The following is a 16,131-nucleotide window of genomic DNA, read 5'->3' as shown; positions in this document are numbered from 1 at the left end:
TGATCGCGATCGCCTGGACCGGGCGGTCGTCCCCGGTGAGGGTGTCCCTCAATGCGACATTCACGGACCGCCCGGTGTCCGGGTCAGGCGAGGTCGAACCGGTCGAGCTCCATGACCTTGGTCCAGGCCGCCACGAAGGCCGTCACGAAGCGCTCGCGGGCCGCCTGGCCCGCGTAGACCTCGGCGAGGGCCCGCAGCTGGGAGTTCGAGCCGAAGACGAGGTCGACCGCGGTGGCGGTCCACTTCACCTCGTCGGTGGTCACGTCGCGGATCTCGTAGACGTTCTCGTCGGACTCCGACGCCTTCCACCGGGTCCCCGGCGAAAGCAGGTTGGTGAAGAAGTCGTTCGTGAGCACGCCGGGCCGGTCGGTGAGGACGCCGTGCGGGCTGCCGCCGGCGTTGGCCCCGAGGGCACGCAGGCCGCCGACGAGGACGGTCATCTCCGGCGCCGTCAGGTCGAGCAGGTAGGCGCGGTCGACGAGCAGCACCTCCGGCTGGCGCTTCTCGCCGGGCCGCAGGTAGTTGCGGAAGCCGTCGGCCCGCGGTTCCAGGACCTTGAACGCGTCGACGTCGGTCTGCTCCTGGGTGGCGTCGGTGCGGCCCGGGTGGAACGGCACGGTCACCTCGACGCCCGCGTCGCGCGCCGCCTTCTCGACGGCGGCCGACCCGGCCAGCACGATCAGGTCGGCGAGCGAGATCTTCGCGCCGCCGGCCTCGTTGAACTCGCGCTGGATGCGCTCGAGGGCGTCCAGGACGCCGGCGAGCTGCTCGGGCTGGTTGACCTCCCAGCCGCGCTGCGGCTCGAGGCGGATCCGGGCGCCGTTGGCGCCGCCGCGCTTGTCGGTGGCGCGGAAGCTCGCGGCCGAGGCCCAGGCGGTCGAGACCAGCTGGGCGGTGGTGAGGCCGGACTCGAGGACCTTCGCCTTGAGGGCCGCGACGTCGTCGTCGCCCACCAGGTCGTGGTCGACGGCCGGCACCGGGTCCTGCCACAGCTGCGGCTCGGGAACCCACGGTCCCAGGAAGCGGCTGACCGGGCCCATGTCGCGGTGCAGCAGCTTGTACCAGGCCTTGGCGAACGCCAGCGCGAACTCGTCCGGATTCTCCATGAACCGCCGGGAAATCGGCCCGTACGTCGGGTCGAAGCGCAGCGCCAGGTCGGTCGTGAGCATGGTCGGCCTGTGCTTCTTGGCCGGGTCGTAGGGGTCCGGGATGATCTCCGGGGCGTCCTTGGCGACGTACTGCTTGCCGCCGCCGGGGCTCGTGGTGAGCTCCCACTCGTAACCGAAGAGGATCTCGAAGAAGCGGTTGCTCCACTCGGTCGGCCGGTCGGTCCACGTCACCTCGAGACCGCTGGTGATCGTGTCGGGGCCCTTGCCGCTGCCGTGGGTGCTCAGCCAGCCCAGGCCCTGCGTCTCCAGCGAGGCGCCCTCGGGCTCCGGCCCGACGTAGGCGTCGGCATCGCCGGCGCCGTGGGTCTTGCCGAAGGTGTGGCCGCCGGCGATCAGGGCCACGGTCTCCTCGTCGTTCATCGCCATCCGGGCGAAGGTCTCCCGGATGAAGTGCGCCGCCGCCCGGAAGTCCGCGCTGCCGCGGGGGCCTTCGGGGTTGACGTAGATGAGGCCCATCTCGGTCGCCCCGAGCTCGGGCACCATTTCGCTGTCGCTCGCGTAGCGCTCGTCGCCCAGCCAGTCGTCCTCGGGACCCCAGAAGATCTCCTCGGGCTCCCAGGTGTCCTCGCGGCCGAAGCCGAAGCCGAAGGTCTTGAAGCCCATCGACTCCAGGGCGACGTTGCCGGCGAGCACGAGCAGGTCGGCCCACGAGATCTGCTGGCCGTACTTCTCCTTGACCGGCCACAGCAGGCGGCGCGCCTTGTCGAGGTTGGCGTTGTCGGGCCAGCTGTTGAGCGGGGCGAAGCGCTGGGAGCCGTCGCCGGCCCCGCCGCGGCCGTCGTGGATGCGGTAGGTGCCGGCGGCGTGCCAGCTCAACCGGATCATCAGGCCGCCGTAGTGGCCGAAGTCGGCGGGCCACCAGTCCTGCGAGGTGGTGAGCACCTCGGTGATGTCCCGCTTGAGGGCCTCGACGTCGAGCTTGGCGAACTCTTCGGCGTAGCTGAAGCCCGCGCCGAGCGGGTTGCTCTTCGACGAGTGGGCGTGCAGGACCGAGAGGTCGAGCTGGTTGGGCCACCAGTCGCGGTTCGTGCGCGGCCGCCCGCCCGTCTTCGGCGACGGCGAGTCGATCGCCGGGTTCTCGCTCTCGCTGCCCTGCGCGGTGACGGAGTCGTGGGCGACCGGGCAGCCTGCCGCCGCCTTCTCGTCCACGCCCTGCGCGCTGGCGGGGGCGTTGTCCTGGGTGTTGCTCATCTACTTCCTTCCGAACGGGTGCGATCATTGGCGGGTGCGTTCGGCCGCGCAGGCGGGGCAGGTGCCCCAATAGACGACCTCGGCCTCGTCGACCACGAAGCCGTGGTCGTCCGAGGCGGTGAGACACGGGGCGTGGCCGACGGCGCATTCGACGTCCGCGATCGCGCCGCACGAGCGGCAGACGACGTGGTGGTGGTTGTCGCCCACCCGGGATTCGTAGCGGGCGAGCGCGCCGGCGGGCTGGATGCGGCGCACCAGGCCGGCGTCGGTGAGGGCCCGCAGGACGTCGTAGACCGTCTGGTGCGACACGCCCGGGTGGGCGGTCCGCACCAGCTCGATCACCGTCTCGGTGTCGACGTGCGGGTGGTCGCGCAGCGCGGTGAGCACGGCCAGCCGGGGCCGGGTCACCCGCAACGACGCCGCCCGCAGCTGCGCCTCGAAGTCGGACATCGCCGTCGACCCTAAACCGCTTGTCTTGAATGGGTCAACTTATGGCGCGCGTTTCCCCGGATGCCGGCCGCGGACGCCGTTGCGGACCGCGTGGCGAAGCTATACCGTGAGCAGAACTAGAACAGGTTTCAGTTTCGGGGTGCCGGTCGTACCGAGGAGCGGAAATGGCGAAAAGGGCGCCGCGCGGCGACGAGGCCGACTACGTGGTCGTCGGGTCGGGGAGCTCCGGGGCGGCGATCGCGGGCCGGCTGGCGGAGTCCGGGGCGAGCGTGATCGTGCTCGAGGCCGGGAAGACCGACGAGAAGCTGCTCGTCAAGAAGCCGGGGCTGGTCGGCCCCATGCATGCCGTTCCCCAGCTCAAAAAGCCCTTCGACTGGGGCTTCTACGGGGAGCCGCAGAAGCACGTCCTCGACCGCCGGATGCCCGTTCCGCGCGGCCGGGTCGTCGGCGGCTCCAGCTCCATCAACGGCATGGTCTACGTCCGCGGCAACCGCGGCAACTTCGACTCCTGGGCCGCCGAGGGCAACGTCGGCTGGGACGCCGACAGCGTGAACGCCGCGTACAAGCGGATGGAGGACTTCGAGGACGGCGAGAACACGTTCCGGGGCGCGGGCGGGCCGATCCGGGTCACCCGCGCCAAGCATCCGGAAGAGGGGTCGCTGCAGTTCATCGAAGCCACCGCCGAGACGATCGGCTGCAAGATCCTCGACGACTACAACGCGGAGTCGCAGGAGGGCGTCAGCCGGATGCAGCAGAACGCCGCCGACGGCCTGCGCTACAGCGCGTCGCGCGGCTACATCCACCGCCTCGCGCCCCCGACGCTCCAGCTGCAGTCGCGGGTGCTGGCGAGGCGGGTGCTCGTCGAGAACGGCCGGGCCGCCGGGGTGGAGGTCACCGACGCCGACGGCACCCGGCGCACCGTCCGCGCCGGCAAGGAGGTCATCCTGTCGGCCGGGTTCGTCGGCTCCGCCCAGCTGCTCATGCTCTCCGGGATCGGCCACGCCGAGCACCTCAAGGAGCACGGCATCGCCGTCGTCGCCGACCTGCCGGTCGGCGACAACCTGCACGACCACATGTTCCACGCGCTGACGTTCCGCGTCTCGACCAGCCGGCACAAGGGCACGGCGCCGTACTTCGCGCGCGGCCTGATCAAGGAGCTGGTCCGGCCGGGCACCACCTTCCTGGCGAACTCGGTCTTCGAGGCGGTCGCGTTCCTCCGGACCTCCCAGGCCGGTGCGGTGCCCGACCTCCAACTGCACCTGCTGCCGTGGGCGTACGTGTCGCCCAACCAGGACGCGCCGATCCGGCACGACGTCGACAAGCGCGGCGCGCTCACCGTGCTGACGACGCTGATCTACCCGAAGAGCCGCGGCACGCTGCGGCTCGCCTCGGGCGACCCCACGGCCGCGCCCCGCATCGACTTCCAGTACCTGTCCGACCCGGCCGACCTCGAGCTGCTCGGCGAGGGTTCGGAGCTGGTGCGCGAGATCTTCGCCTCGAAGGCGTTCAAGGGCGCGGTCAAGGAAGAGATCCACCCGGGCAAGCAGCTGCGTGGCCAGGAGCTGCGCGACGCGATCCTGAACCGCGCGACGTCGGTCTACCACGGCGTCGGCACCTGCCGGATGGGCGTCGACGAACTCGCGGTGGTCGGCCCGGACCTCAAGGTCCGCGGCGTCGACGGGCTGCGCGTCTGCGACGCCTCGATCATGCCGTCGATCACCGGCGGCAACACCAACGCGCCCGCCATCATGATCGGCGAGATGGGCGCGCGACTCGTCCTCTCGGCCGACTGAGGGAAAGAAGGACCATGACCCTCACCCCGCTCGGACTCACCCGTCCGGCCTCGACCACCGACGCGTTCCTGCGGCAGCTCGTCGCCCGCGTGCCCGGTTCGTCCGGCGCGCCCTGGAAGCTGACCGAGGTCTACACCGGCGACGTGCTCGTCGAGCTTCCGCAGTCGGCGCCGGCCGACATCGAGCGGGCGTTCGCCGTCGCGCGCGAAGCGCAACGGAAGTGGGCCGCCACGCCGCTCAAGCAGCGGCTGGCCGTCTTCGACCGCGCGCACGCCATCTTCGTCGACAACGCGCGGACCGTCGCCGACCTCATCCAGGTCGAGAGCGGCAAGAACCGGCGGATGGCGATCGAGGAGACCTGCGACCCGCCGATGGTGATGAGCCACTACCTGAAGCGGGCCGCGAAGCTGCTGGCGCCGGTCCGGCGCGGCGGCCCGGTGCCGCTGCTGAGCTCGTCGACCGAGATCCGGCAGCCGAAGGGCGTCGTCGGCATCATCGCGCCGTGGAACTTCCCGTTCGCCACCGGCATTTCCGACGCCGTGCCGGCGCTGATGGCCGGCAACGCGGTCGTGCTGAAGCCCGACAACAAGACGGCGCTCTCGCCGCTCTACGGCATCCGGATGCTGGAGGAGGCCGGCCTGCCGGAGGGCCTGTTCCAGGTCGTCTGCGGCGAAGGCCCGGACGTCGGGCCCACGTTCATCGACCACGCCGACTACGTGATGTTCACCGGCTCCACGGCCACCGGCCGGGTGATCGGCGAGCGGGCCGGCCGCAACCTGATCGGCTGCTGCCTCGAGCTCGGCGGCAAGAACCCGATGATCGTGCTCGAGGACGCCGACCTGGCCGAAACCGTCCAGGGCGCGATCTTCGGCGCGTTCGGCAACACCGGCCAGATCTGCATGCACATCGAGCGGATCTACCTGCCGGAGTCCCGCTACGACGAGTTCAAGGACGCGTTCGTGGCCAGGACTTCGGCCCTGGACGTCCGCGCCGCCTACGACTTCGGCCCCGACATGGGCTCGCTCGTCTCCGTCGACCACCTGCACCGGGTCAAGTCGCACGTCGACGACGCCGTCGCCAAGGGCGCCACCGTGCTCTGCGGCGGCAGGCCCCGGCCCGACCTCGGCCCGGCGTTCTTCGAGCCGACCATCCTCGAGGGCGTCACCAAGGACATGCTCTGCGGCGTCACCGAAACCTTCGGGCCGGTGGTCGCGCTGCACCGGTACCGCACCGTCGACGAAGCCGTCGCGCTCGCCAACGACACCGACTACGGCCTGAACGCCTCGGTCTGGGGCGGCGACGTCGGCGCCGCGCGCGCCGTGGCCGCGCGCCTCGAATCCGGCAACGTCAACATCAACGACATCCTCGCGACCGCCTACGCGGCCAAGGGAACGCCGTCGGGCGGGGTCAAGAACTCCGGCGTCGGCGCCCGGCACGGCGACCAGGGCCTCCTCAAGTACACCGACGTGCAGAACCTGGCGGTGCTCAAGAAGCAGATCATGGGCGCCCGGCCGGGCCAGGATCACGAGAAGTACGTCAAGGGCATGCTTTCCGGGCTGAAGCTCATGCGGAAGCTGCGCATCCGGTAGCCGCCGGAGAAACCTTGGCCGAACCTTTCCCCGGCCTTGCCCCTTCGCTGGAAATCCGCTTCCGGTCGCTGATCCACAGTGGACTCGTAAGCAGTTCCCCCGGCGAGGAGGCGAAAATGCACAAGGTTCGAACCGGCGCGATCGTGGCGATCACCCTGGTGGCAGGGACGGCACTGGCGGCCTGCGGCACCGGCGTCGCCGCCACCCCGGCGGCTCCGGCGCAGCCCGCGCAGCAGCAGATCGCGGACCTGTTCCCGCAGTGGAACGCGGCGCTGGCCACGGGCGACCCGCAGCGGGTGGCCGACCTGTACGCGCCCGACGCGGTGCTCCTGCCGACGGTGTCGAACCAGGTCCGCCGGACCCGCGCGGAGATCGTCGACTACTTCACGAAGTTCCTGAAGAACAAGCCGCAGGGGGTGATCGAGGACGAGATCGTCGACGTGCTCGACGCCGACACCGCGGTCAACACCGGTGTCTACCGGTTCACCCTGACCAAGGACGGCAAGGCGCAGGAGGTCCGGGCGCGCTACACCTACGTCTACGAGCTGCGCGACGGCAAGTGGCTCATCGTGAACCACCACTCGTCAGCGATGCCCGAGGGGTAGGCCGATCCGCACGGACAGCCCGCCACCGGCGCTCACGCCGAGTGTCACGGCGCCGCCGTCGTCGGTGACCAGTTGCTTGACGATGGCCAGGCCGAGACCGGACCCGGACGGGCCGGTCCGCCCCTGGCCGCGCCAGAACCGGTCGAACGCGCGAAGCCGCTCGGCCTCGGTCATGCCGGGGCCGTCGTCGGCGATCTCCAGTTCCGCGCGGCCGTCGCGGCGGCGGCTCGACACGGTGACCGCGCCGCCTTCGGGTGACACCTCGAGCGCGTTCGACAGCACGTTGTCGAGCACCTGCTCGAGGTGCCCCGGGCTGACCATGGCGAGCAGCTCTTCGTCCGCGTGGTCCTGGCGCAGGCCGACGCCGCGGTCGGTGGCCACCGAGCGCCAGACGTCCAGCCGTTCGCGGACCACGTCGGCGACCTTCACCGGTTCGGGCACGCTGATCGCCGCTTCGGCCTTGGCGAGCGTGAGCAGCCCGTTGACCAGCCGGTTCATCCGGACCACCTCGGCCGTGGCCTGGTCGACGTCCTCGTGCGTGTCCGGGTCGTGCACGCCGTCGGCGATGTTGTCCAGCGACAGCCGCAACGCGGTCAGCGGCGTGCGCAGCTGGTGCGACGCGTCGGCGATGAACGACCGCTGGGCCCGCACCAGCGTGTCGATCGTTTCGGCGGCGTTGTTGAGCGTCCGGGCGAGAGTGCGGGTTTCGACCGGCCCGGACTCCTGGGCGCGGGCCGTCAGCTCGCCGTCGCGCAGCCGCCCGGCCATCTCGTTGAGGTCCCGGAACGGCCGGGTCAGGCGGCGCGCGAAGAACGCGCCCAGGAACGCCGCGACGACGAGCACCGCCACCGCGAGCACCGCGCGGAACCCCCAGATCTGCAGCTGCCGCGCGTCCAGTGGCGCCGACGGGTAGCTGACCCGCACCGCCCCGACGACCCGTCCGGCCGCGTCGCGGGCGGGCACCGCGAGGACGAGACCGTCGGCGTCCAGCGCGGCCGCGTGCTCCCACCGGGCCGAGACCTGCCCGGCCAGCGCGGCGCGGAACGCCGCGTCGGCCGGGGCCGGCGGCACCGGCAGCGGGCCCGGCGCCGTCCCGTCGGCGAGCACGGCGTCGAGCCGTCCCGGGGTCTCCTCGTCGTACGCTTCCGCGAGCCGGGCCAGCGCCTGCCGGGACGGGAGGTCGCCGGCGGACAGCAGCAACGCGGCGGTGTCGGCCTCGCGGCGCACCGACGTCTCGACGTCGCCGCGCAGCTGGCCGGTGAGCACGAAGGCGACCGGCACGGTGAACGCGGCGATCGCGATCGCCACCAGGAGCACGTAGCTGACCACCAGCCGGCGGTTCAGCGACGTCGGGCCGCTCACCCGCCGGCCAGCAGCCGGAAGCCCACGCCGCGCACGGTCTCCACCACGACCGCGTCGCCGAGCTTCCGGCGCAACGCTCCGATGTGGACGTCGAGCGTCTTCGTGGGCCCGAACCAGTTGGCGTCCCAGACGGCTTCCATGATCTGCTCGCGGGTGACCGCCGCGCCCGGCGCGTCGGCGAGGAAGGCCAGCAGGTCGTACTCCTTCGGCGAGAGCGCGAGTTCGGCGCCGTCCAGCAGCACCCGCCGCGCCCGCCGGTCGATGACCAGCCGCCCGCCGCCCACCGCCTCGGCGGCGGGAGCGGCGTCGACCGCCGGCCGCACCCGGCGCAGCACCGCCCGCATCCGCGCGATCACCTCCCGGACGCCGAACGGCTTCGACACGTAGTCGTCGGCCCCGATCTCCAGCCCGACGACCCGGTCGACCTCCTCGGCCCGCGCGCTGATGACGATGATCGGCACGTCCCCGCGGGCCCGCAGCGCGCGGCAGACGTCGAGACCGTCCATATCGGGCAGTCCCAGGTCGAGCAGCACCATCTCGGCGGGCCCGGCCGCCAGCGCCTCCGCGCCGGTCCGGACCCACGTCACCTCGTAGCCGTATCGCACCAGACCGCGCCGCAGCGAGTCGGCGATCGGCTGGTCGTCCTCCACCAGCAGCACCCGCACGGACGGATCATGCCAGGCCGGGGCCGGTCCGCCCGCCGGGCCCGCGCGCGGCGGCCGCTGGAGGAACTCCAGGTTTACGATCAAGGTCATGCGATTCGCCATCAAGACCTCGCCCCAGAACACCGTCTGGGCCGACATGCTCGCCGTGTGGCAGGCCGCCGACGAGATCGAGCTGTTCGAATCCGGCTGGACGTTCGACCACTTCTATCCCATCTTCTCCGATTCGACCGGTCCGTGCCTGGAAGGGTGGGTCACGCTCACCGCGCTCGCGCAGGCCACGAAGCGCCTCCGCGTGGGCACCCTGGTGAGCGGGATCCACTACCGCCACCCCGCGCTGCTCGCGAACATGGCCGCGACGCTCGACATCGTTTCCGGCGGCCGGCTGGAGATCGGTGTCGGCGCCGGTTGGAACGAAGAGGAGTCCGACGCGTACGGCATGCGGCTCGGCTCCGTCAAGGAACGCAGCGACCGGTTCGAGGAAGCCTGCGAGGTCCTCGTCGGGCTGCTGACGAAGGAAACCACGACGTTCCAGGGCGAGCACTACCAGCTGACCGACGCCCGCTGCGAACCGAAGGCCGTGCAGCGGCCGCACCCGCCGATCTGCATCGGCGGCAGCGGTGAAAAGCGCACCCTGCGCACGACCGCGAAGTACGCCCAGCACTGGAACTTCGTCGGCGGCACGCCCGAGGAGTTCGCCCACAAGCGTGAAGTGCTGCACCGCCACTGCGCGGACATCGGCCGGGACCCGGGCGAGATCACGCTGTCCTCGCACGTCCGCCTCGGCCCGGACGAGGACTACGCCAAGGTCGCCGCCGAGGCGGCGGCACTCGGCGAAGTGGGCCTGGACCTGGCGATCGTCTACCTGCCGCCGCCGCACACCCCGGCCGTGCTGGAGCCGCTGGCGAGGGCGCTGGAGCCGTTGCGCTGATTCCTTCCATCTTATGAAATCACCCTTCGTGGTGGCCGGCCCGGTCCCGCAGGCTGTGGCCCGGCCACCACGAAAGGACGATCCCGATGAGCGCCATTCCCCGCGACCAGTGGTACGTCGCCGCCTACGGTTCCGAGATCGGCCCGGCGCTGTTCAGCCGCACCGTCTGCGGGGAGCCGATCCTGTTCTGGCGGACCCGCGACGGGAGCGTCACCGCCGTCGCCGACCGGTGCGTGCACCGGCGGTTCCCCCTGTCGCAGGCGCCGTCCCGGCTGGTCGACGACCAGGTCGTGTGCGGCTACCACGGGTTCACCTACGGCGTGGACGGCAAGTGCGTCTCCGTGCCCGGGCAGACCCGGGTGCCGCGGACCGCCCGGCTGGCCCGCTATCCGGTGGTGGAGCAGGACTCCTTCGTCTGGGTGTTCATCGGCGACCCCGAAAAGGCCGACGCGGCGCGCATCCCGCGGGCGCCGTACCTCGCCTCGCCCGCGTACACCACGGTCGCCGGGATGGAACCGCTTCAGGCCCGGTATTCACTGCTGGTCGACAACCTGCTGGACCTCTCCCACGAGACCTATCTCCACGGTGGCTACATCGGCACGCCCGAGGTCGCCGAGACGCCGATCACGACCGAGGTCGACGACGACGCCGGGATCGTCTACGTCTCGCGGCACATGGCCGACGCGGCCTGCCCGCCGTTCTACGCCAAGTCGACCGGGCTGCAGGGCCGGATCTCGCGCTGGCAGGACATCGAGTACACGCCGCCGTGCCTGTACAAGCTGCACAGCCGCGTCGCGCCCGTCGGCTCCGTGCCGAACCCGGACGGCAGCGACCCGGACGCCTTCCACGTCGAGGTCGTCTACGCGATCACCCCGGAAACCGAGCACTCGACGCACGACTTCTGGGCCGTGGCCCGGGATTTCGCCCTCGACGACGAAGGCGTGTCGGCCTTCCTCGCCGAGAACAACCGCACGGTGGTGCTCCAGGACGTCGAAGCGCTCGACGTGCTCGAGCGGGTGATCGCCGCCGAACCGGCGGGGTACCAGGAACTGTCGATCAACATCGACACCGGCGGCCTGGCCGCCCGGCGGCTGCTGCAGCGGCTGGTCGCCCCGTGACCCGCCCGATGCTCACCGGCGACCGCGTGTACCGGATCCACTGGGAACCCGGCACCGACCGGCTGCGCGCGGTCTGCCACTGCGACGCCGAGCGCGAGTTCGAAGATCCCGTACAGCTGTGGGAATGGCTGCTCGCCCACCCCGAGGGACACGAAGCATGACACTCCAACTAGTGGTGACCCACAAGGAAAAGCTCGCCGACGACGTCGTCCGGCTCACGCTCCGCGACCCCGACGGGCGGCCGCTGCCGTCCTGGGAACCGGGCGCGCACATCGACCTGGTGCTGGCGGACGACCTCGTCCGGCAGTATTCGCTGTGCGGCAGCCCGGACGACGGTTCGGCGTACCAGGTCGCGGTGCTGCGGGAGCCCGGAGGCCGCGGCGGCTCGGCCCGCGTGCACGACGAACTCGCCGCCGGGGACCGGGTCCGGGTGGACGGCCCCCGCAACCACTTCGCGCTGGTGGACGCCGAGCGCTATCTGTTCGTCGCCGGCGGCATCGGCATCACGCCGATCCTGCCGATGCTCGACCGGGTCGCCCGGACCGGCCGCGACTGGCGGCTCGTGTACGGCGGCCGGACGCGCTCGTCGATGGCCTTCACCGCCGACCTGGGTCGCCACGACGGCCGGGTCACGATCCAGCCGCAGGACGAACAGGGGCTGCTCGACCTGCCCGGGCTGCTGGCCGAGCCGAGGCCGGGCACGGCGGTGTACTGCTGCGGCCCGGAGCCACTGCTGGCCGCGGTGGAACAGCACTGCGCCGGCTGGCCCGGGGACGCGCTGCACGTCGAGCGGTTCACCCCGAAGGCCGACGACGGCCCGCGCACCGCGTTCGAGGTCGAGCTCGCCGGGTCGGGCCGTGTCCTGCGGGTGCCCGCGGACCGCTCGATCCTCGACGTGGCCGAGGAAGCCGGGGTCACCGTGCTGTCCTCGTGCCGCGAAGGCACCTGCGGCACGTGCGAGACCGGCGTGCTCGGCGGGACCCCGGACCACCGGGACTCGGTGCTGACCGAAGCGGAACAGCGGGCGGGCGACGTGATGATGCTCTGCGTTTCCCGCTCGAGCTCACCCCGCCTGGTGCTGGATCTCTGAGCGCGCCGGCGACGAGGGGACGAAGCCGGGCAGGGCGAGGTCGGTCACCGCGCGGCAGACGTCCGCCGGGTCGATCGCGTCGAGGCACGGGTGGCCCGGCACCGGGCAGACGCGGGCCAGGCTCTCCCGGCACCGCGCGTGCTGGTCGCCGAGCAGCGCCACCGGCACTCCGTACGGGGCCCACCGCGCGGCCGGCACCACCGGCGCGAACAGCGACACCACCGGGGTGCCCGCCGCCGCGGCGAGGTGCGCGGGCCCGGTGTCGGGGGCGACCACCACCTGCGCCCCGGACAGCACCGACGCGAGTTCGGCCAGCGACGTCCGGCCACCGAGGTGCACCGCCGACGTCCCGGCGACCGCCTGGGTCAGCGGGCGTTCGGACGGCGCGCCCGTCACGAGCACGCGGTGCCCCTCGGCCGCCAGGGCCCGCACGACCCGGTGGCTCCAGCCGGCGGACGGCTGCCGGGCGGGCACCGACGCGCCGGGGTGGACGACGACGTAGCGGCCGCCGCCGGTCAGCCGGGCGGCGTTCGGCAGGGGACGCCGCAGGGCGAGGGCCCCGTGGTCGTCCGGGGGCAGCGTGAAGCCGGCCGCCTCGGCGAGCGACAGCATGCGGACCGGTTCCGGCGGGTCGCCGTCGACGCGGTGGCGCAGGTCGAGCAGGCTGCCGGGGTAGTCCTCGGAGATCGCGCCGATCCACGGCACCCCGGCCTGCCGCAGCAGCAGCGCCAGCGGCAGCGGCGACTGGTGGTACGACGTCAGGATCAAGGCCCGGTCGAACGACCGGGCCTTGACCAGCTCGACGAACGCGCCGGTGTCCGCCGCGGTCACCGGTGGCGGCTCGGGGTCGATCCACGGCGCCCGCCAGGTGATCAGGTCGTCGACGCCGGGCAGCAGCTCACCCGCGGCGCGGCCGTGCGGACCGGTCAGCAGGGTCAGGTGGGACGCGTGCGCGGCGACCGCGCGGACGCAGGGGCCGGCCAGGAGGACGTCGCCGAGGTTGTCCTGGCGGGCGACGAGCACCCGGGTCATCCGGCGATCCCGGCGACGCGCGGTGCCTCGGACATCGAAGCAGTCACCGCGGTGGGCTACCCCGGGCGCGGCCGATCAAACGGCGTGTCGAACTCCCGGTGCGCGGGTAACCGGGCGCGACACCAAGGAGGTGCGGATGACTGCGGGGACGATCGAAATCCGGAACCCGGCCGACGGCAGCGTGGTGGGCAACGTGCCGACCGCGGTAAAGCGGAACGGCTACGGGCCCGAACTGCTGACCCGGACGAAGCTCGTGCACGTGGCGCCGCCCGGTGAGTGACGAGAAGCACGACCGGACTCCGCTGGCCTGGTTCGCCCGCGCCGTGCGGGTTCCGGGCAGCGAACGCCGGAGCCTGGTCCAAGCCGGGAAGGCCACCTTCGCCGCGACCGGCGCGTGGCTGCTGGCGACGCTGGTGCTGCGGATTCCCCAGCCGTTCCTGGCGCCGTACGCGGCGGTCTTCCTGGTGGAGGCGACGGTGTACCGGTCACTGCGCGGCTGGGCGCAGCAGGTCGCGGCGGTGGCGGCGGGCGTGCTGCTCGCCGCCGCGGCCGGCTGGCTGATCCCGTCGCAGTCGGTCGCGCTCGGCGTCGTTGTGTTCGTGGGGCTGCTGGCCGGGAACTGGCGGCACTTCGGCTCCGCCGGGATCTGGGTCGGCGTCACCGGGATGCTGCTGATCTCCTACGGCACCGCGACCGACACCGCGCTGCTGAGCGACCGGCTGCTGGCGACGGCGCTGGGCGCGACGATCGGCGTGGCGGTCAACGCCCTGATCTTCCCGCCGCTGCACGGCGACCGGCTGGCCGCGGCCACCGACCGGCTCGCGGCGGCACTGGCGGACCTGCTCGAAACGACGGCCGATCTGGTGCGTCGCGAAGAGCCGCCGGACGACGTCGAGGACCTGGTCGCCAAGGCCCGTGACGTGCGGAGCCTGGTGATGGTCGCCGAGGACGCGGTGAGCCTGACGCGCGAGGAGCGGGTGTTCAACCTGCGCCGCCGCCGTCCCGGGGCGGGAACCTGGCACCACCGTCCACTGAGGACGCTCATCGCGCTGTGGCCGCCGGTCTCCCAGTTGCTCGCCGCGGTGCGCACGGCGTCGGCGCGGCAGGAGCCGTTCGGCTACCCGTGGCCGGAGGAGCGGGACGCGCTGGCGGACCTGATCCGGTGTATCGCCGACGCGGTCCGGTCGGTCGCGAAGAAGGGCGAGCCGGTCGACCTCGACGGGTGCCGCACGCTGCTGTCCCACCTGGAGCGCCGGCTGGCCACCGCGGACGACGAGGTGCCGGCCCGGCTGGGGCTGGGCACGATGACGCTGCCCGTACGGCACCTGGTGGAGCAGCTCGCGAGCCGCTGACCACTACTGCGCCACGACCGGGTCGGTTTCCGAGCGGTGCCGTCGGCAGGCGGTGCACACCATGGTCTGGCCGAGCAGGGTTCCGTCGCCGGCCACCAGGCGGGCGACGTGCAGAGTGGGCAGCCCGCATTCTTCGCACGGGATGGGCTTGCTGTCGCGGCTGATCAGCACTCGGTTGGGCATGTCTTCCCCTGGCGGTCGAAGGTCAGAGGGATCTACCCAGGTGGTCCGGATCACACTCGTCCGGACCCGGACGTCACTCGAACGGAGTAGTGCTTCACCGTGAACCCATGGCCGGGCTGACGGCGGTGCGCGTCAGCGCCGCTCCTCGCGACCGGCGTGGGATGAAAGCCGTGAATGTCGCATTGAGGGACTCTAAGTCTCTCAATGCGACATTCACGGCTTTGGTTCAGCGGGCTTCGGCTGTGGCCGCGGGGTGCGGGACCAGCTTGTGGTACGCCCGCAGCGTGTCGGCGGCGACGCGGTCCCACGAGTAGCGGGCCACCGCGCGGTCGTGACCCGCGGTGCCGTAGGCGTGGCCGAGCGCCGGGTCGTCGAGCAGCCGCCGGACCCGCGACGCGAGCTCCCTCGGCTGGTGCGGCCGGACCAGCAGCCCGGTGACGCCGTCGACGACGGTGTCGGTCAGCCCGCCGACCGCGGCCGCCACGACCGGGATCCCGCAGGCCATCGCCTCCAGGGGCACGAGCCCGAACGGTTCGTACCACGGTGTGCACACCACCGCGTCGGCCGAGCGCAGCAGGGCGGGCATGTCCTTCCGGGACACCTGGCCGGGCCAGCGGACGCGATCGCCGACGCCGAGCCGGCCGGCCAGCTTCCGCAGCCGCCGCGCCTCGGGGTCCTGGGCCAGCCGGCTTCGCTTGGGTCCGCCCGCGATGACGAGCTCGGTGTCCGGCAGCTGGGCGAGCGCGGTGATCGCGATGTCGAACCCCTTCCGCGGCACCAGCCGGCCCACGGCGACCAGCCGGTGCGGCGCCCCGCGGCGGGCGGCCGGCCCGTCGGGGGTGAACCGTTCGAGGTCGACGCCGCAGGGGATGACCGAGATCCGCGACCGCGGGACGCCGAGCCGGGACAGCTCGAAGACCTCGTCGGAGCAGGTCGCGATCACGCGGCCGGCCTGCCGTCCGATGATCCGCTCCAGCCGGATCCGGTCGGCGGGGCTGGTGTCCATGTCGCCCTGGTACCGCTTCTTGACGACGCCGAGGGCGTGGAAGGTCTGCGCGACGGGCGTCCCGGTCGCGCTCGCCGCGAGCGCGGTCGCGAGGCCGGACACCCAGAAGTGCGCGTGCACGAGGTCCGGCCGGTCGCCCGCCCACCGGTCCCGCAGGAAACCGCCGAACTCGCCCATGTAGGGCAGCAGGTGGTCCTTCGGCTCCCTGCGCGGAGGCCCGGCCGGCACGTGGACGACGCGGAATCCCTGTGGTGTCCGCACCTCGGGCGGTTCTTCACGGCTTTCCCGTCGCGTGTAGACGGTGACGTCGTGGCCCGCGCGGGTCAACGCGGCCGACAGCTCCGCGACGTGCACGTTCTGTCCGCCCGCGTCGGCCTCGCCCGGTGCGGCGAGCGGGTTGGCGTGCTCCGACACCATCGCGATCTTCATCGACAGTGGTCCCTTCGGGTCAGCGGGCCGTCTCGGCGAGGAGGTGGTCCCAAGCGGTCAGGAAGCCGGTCGAGAGGACACCCGCCAGGTGCATCGCCTCCAGAAGGGACAGTCCCAGCGACGCGGCCGAAAGTGTCGGTCCACGAGCCGTGCACGTGCCGGAGCAGTA

16 protein-coding genes are annotated in these 16,131 nt (G+C 72.2%); 9 read left to right on the top strand and 7 right to left on the bottom strand.

Translation table 11 applies throughout. The annotated features are described in order from the left end of the window. Positions 1-83: 83 nt before the first annotated feature. Both katG and AB0M82_RS38895 read right to left on the bottom strand, forming a co-directional pair. Positions 84-2,360 carry a catalase/peroxidase HPI gene (gene katG, locus AB0M82_RS38900; protein ID WP_364733320.1) on the bottom strand — a complete coding sequence of 759 codons (2,277 nt, stop codon included), beginning with the start codon at positions 2,358-2,360 and terminating at the stop codon, positions 84-86. 24 nt (positions 2,361-2,384) lie between these two features. Next, positions 2,385-2,810 (bottom strand): Fur family transcriptional regulator, encoded by a 426-nt coding sequence (locus AB0M82_RS38895; protein ID WP_364733317.1) that lies wholly within the window; start codon positions 2,808-2,810, stop codon positions 2,385-2,387. Positions 2,811-2,974: 164 nt separating this feature from the next. Between AB0M82_RS38895 and AB0M82_RS38890 the strand changes: the two genes are divergently transcribed. From AB0M82_RS38890 to AB0M82_RS38880, 3 genes are all read left to right on the top strand, one after another. Beyond that, positions 2,975-4,603: a GMC family oxidoreductase N-terminal domain-containing protein gene (locus AB0M82_RS38890; RefSeq protein ID WP_364733315.1), complete on the top strand. Its 1,629-nt coding sequence runs from the start codon at positions 2,975-2,977 to the stop codon at positions 4,601-4,603. 14 nt (positions 4,604-4,617) lie between these two features. Next, positions 4,618-6,192, top strand: a complete 1,575-nt coding sequence (locus AB0M82_RS38885) for a succinic semialdehyde dehydrogenase (RefSeq protein WP_364733312.1) — start codon at positions 4,618-4,620, stop codon at positions 6,190-6,192. 116 nt (positions 6,193-6,308) lie between these two features. Continuing rightward, complete coding sequence (locus AB0M82_RS38880) at positions 6,309-6,797, top strand: SgcJ/EcaC family oxidoreductase (protein ID WP_364733310.1); 489 nt, start codon at positions 6,309-6,311, stop codon at positions 6,795-6,797. Here AB0M82_RS38880 and AB0M82_RS38875 read toward each other — a convergent pair. Continuing rightward, a complete protein-coding gene (locus tag AB0M82_RS38875; protein WP_364733308.1) occupies positions 6,777-8,159 on the bottom strand; it encodes a HAMP domain-containing sensor histidine kinase in 1,383 nt (460 codons plus the stop codon). The two genes, AB0M82_RS38880 and AB0M82_RS38875, sit on opposite strands and share 21 nt — an antisense overlap. Continuing rightward, entirely contained in the window at positions 8,156-8,914 is a 759-nt protein-coding gene (locus AB0M82_RS38870; protein WP_364733305.1) for a response regulator transcription factor, read from the bottom strand. The genes AB0M82_RS38875 and AB0M82_RS38870 overlap by 4 nt, the downstream gene beginning before the upstream one ends. Here AB0M82_RS38870 and AB0M82_RS38865 point away from each other — a divergent pair. From AB0M82_RS38865 to AB0M82_RS38850, 4 genes are all read left to right on the top strand, one after another. After that, positions 8,913-9,752, top strand: coding sequence for an LLM class F420-dependent oxidoreductase (locus AB0M82_RS38865; RefSeq protein ID WP_364733302.1), 840 nt, complete (start codon positions 8,913-8,915; stop codon positions 9,750-9,752). The genes AB0M82_RS38870 and AB0M82_RS38865 overlap by 2 nt on opposite strands. Before the next feature lie 86 nt (positions 9,753-9,838). Then, positions 9,839-10,870 carry an aromatic ring-hydroxylating dioxygenase subunit alpha gene (locus tag AB0M82_RS38860; RefSeq protein WP_364733299.1) on the top strand — a complete coding sequence of 344 codons (1,032 nt, stop codon included), beginning with the start codon at positions 9,839-9,841 and terminating at the stop codon, positions 10,868-10,870. Then, complete coding sequence (locus AB0M82_RS38855; protein ID WP_364733296.1) at positions 10,867-11,031, top strand: hypothetical protein; 165 nt, start codon at positions 10,867-10,869, stop codon at positions 11,029-11,031. The genes AB0M82_RS38860 and AB0M82_RS38855 overlap by 4 nt, the downstream gene beginning before the upstream one ends. Next, positions 11,028-11,960, top strand: coding sequence for a PDR/VanB family oxidoreductase (locus AB0M82_RS38850; RefSeq protein ID WP_364733293.1), 933 nt, complete (start codon positions 11,028-11,030; stop codon positions 11,958-11,960). The genes AB0M82_RS38855 and AB0M82_RS38850 overlap by 4 nt, the downstream gene beginning before the upstream one ends. Here AB0M82_RS38850 and AB0M82_RS38845 read toward each other — a convergent pair. Further along, a complete protein-coding gene (locus AB0M82_RS38845) occupies positions 11,934-12,992 on the bottom strand; it encodes a glycosyltransferase family 9 protein (protein ID WP_364733291.1) in 1,059 nt (352 codons plus the stop codon). The genes AB0M82_RS38850 and AB0M82_RS38845 overlap by 27 nt on opposite strands. Positions 12,993-13,128: 136 nt before the next feature. Between AB0M82_RS38845 and AB0M82_RS38840 the strand changes: the two genes are divergently transcribed. Together AB0M82_RS38840 and AB0M82_RS38835 are read left to right on the top strand one after the other, a co-directional pair. Further along, positions 13,129-13,272 (top strand): hypothetical protein, encoded by a 144-nt coding sequence (locus AB0M82_RS38840; RefSeq protein WP_364733289.1) that lies wholly within the window; start codon positions 13,129-13,131, stop codon positions 13,270-13,272. Then, on the top strand, positions 13,265-14,344 hold the full coding sequence (locus tag AB0M82_RS38835; protein WP_364733286.1) for an FUSC family protein: 1,080 nt from the start codon (positions 13,265-13,267) through the stop codon (positions 14,342-14,344). The genes AB0M82_RS38840 and AB0M82_RS38835 overlap by 8 nt, the downstream gene beginning before the upstream one ends. A gap of 3 nt (positions 14,345-14,347) precedes the next feature. Here the strand turns inward: AB0M82_RS38835 and AB0M82_RS38830 are convergent, their stop codons facing one another. Beyond that, complete coding sequence (locus AB0M82_RS38830; protein WP_364733283.1) at positions 14,348-14,527, bottom strand: hypothetical protein; 180 nt, start codon at positions 14,525-14,527, stop codon at positions 14,348-14,350. A gap of 226 nt (positions 14,528-14,753) precedes the next feature. Then, complete coding sequence (locus AB0M82_RS38825; protein ID WP_364733280.1) at positions 14,754-15,962, bottom strand: glycosyltransferase; 1,209 nt, start codon at positions 15,960-15,962, stop codon at positions 14,754-14,756. Positions 15,963-16,131: the final 169 nt, after the last annotated feature.

It is taken from the genome of Amycolatopsis sp. NPDC051128 (assembly GCF_040682715.1).
Taxonomy (GTDB): Bacteria; Actinomycetota; Actinomycetes; order Mycobacteriales; family Pseudonocardiaceae; genus Amycolatopsis.
The sequence above is the reverse complement of the archived record's forward strand: the minus strand, read 5'-3'. Positions and strand labels throughout refer to the sequence as shown.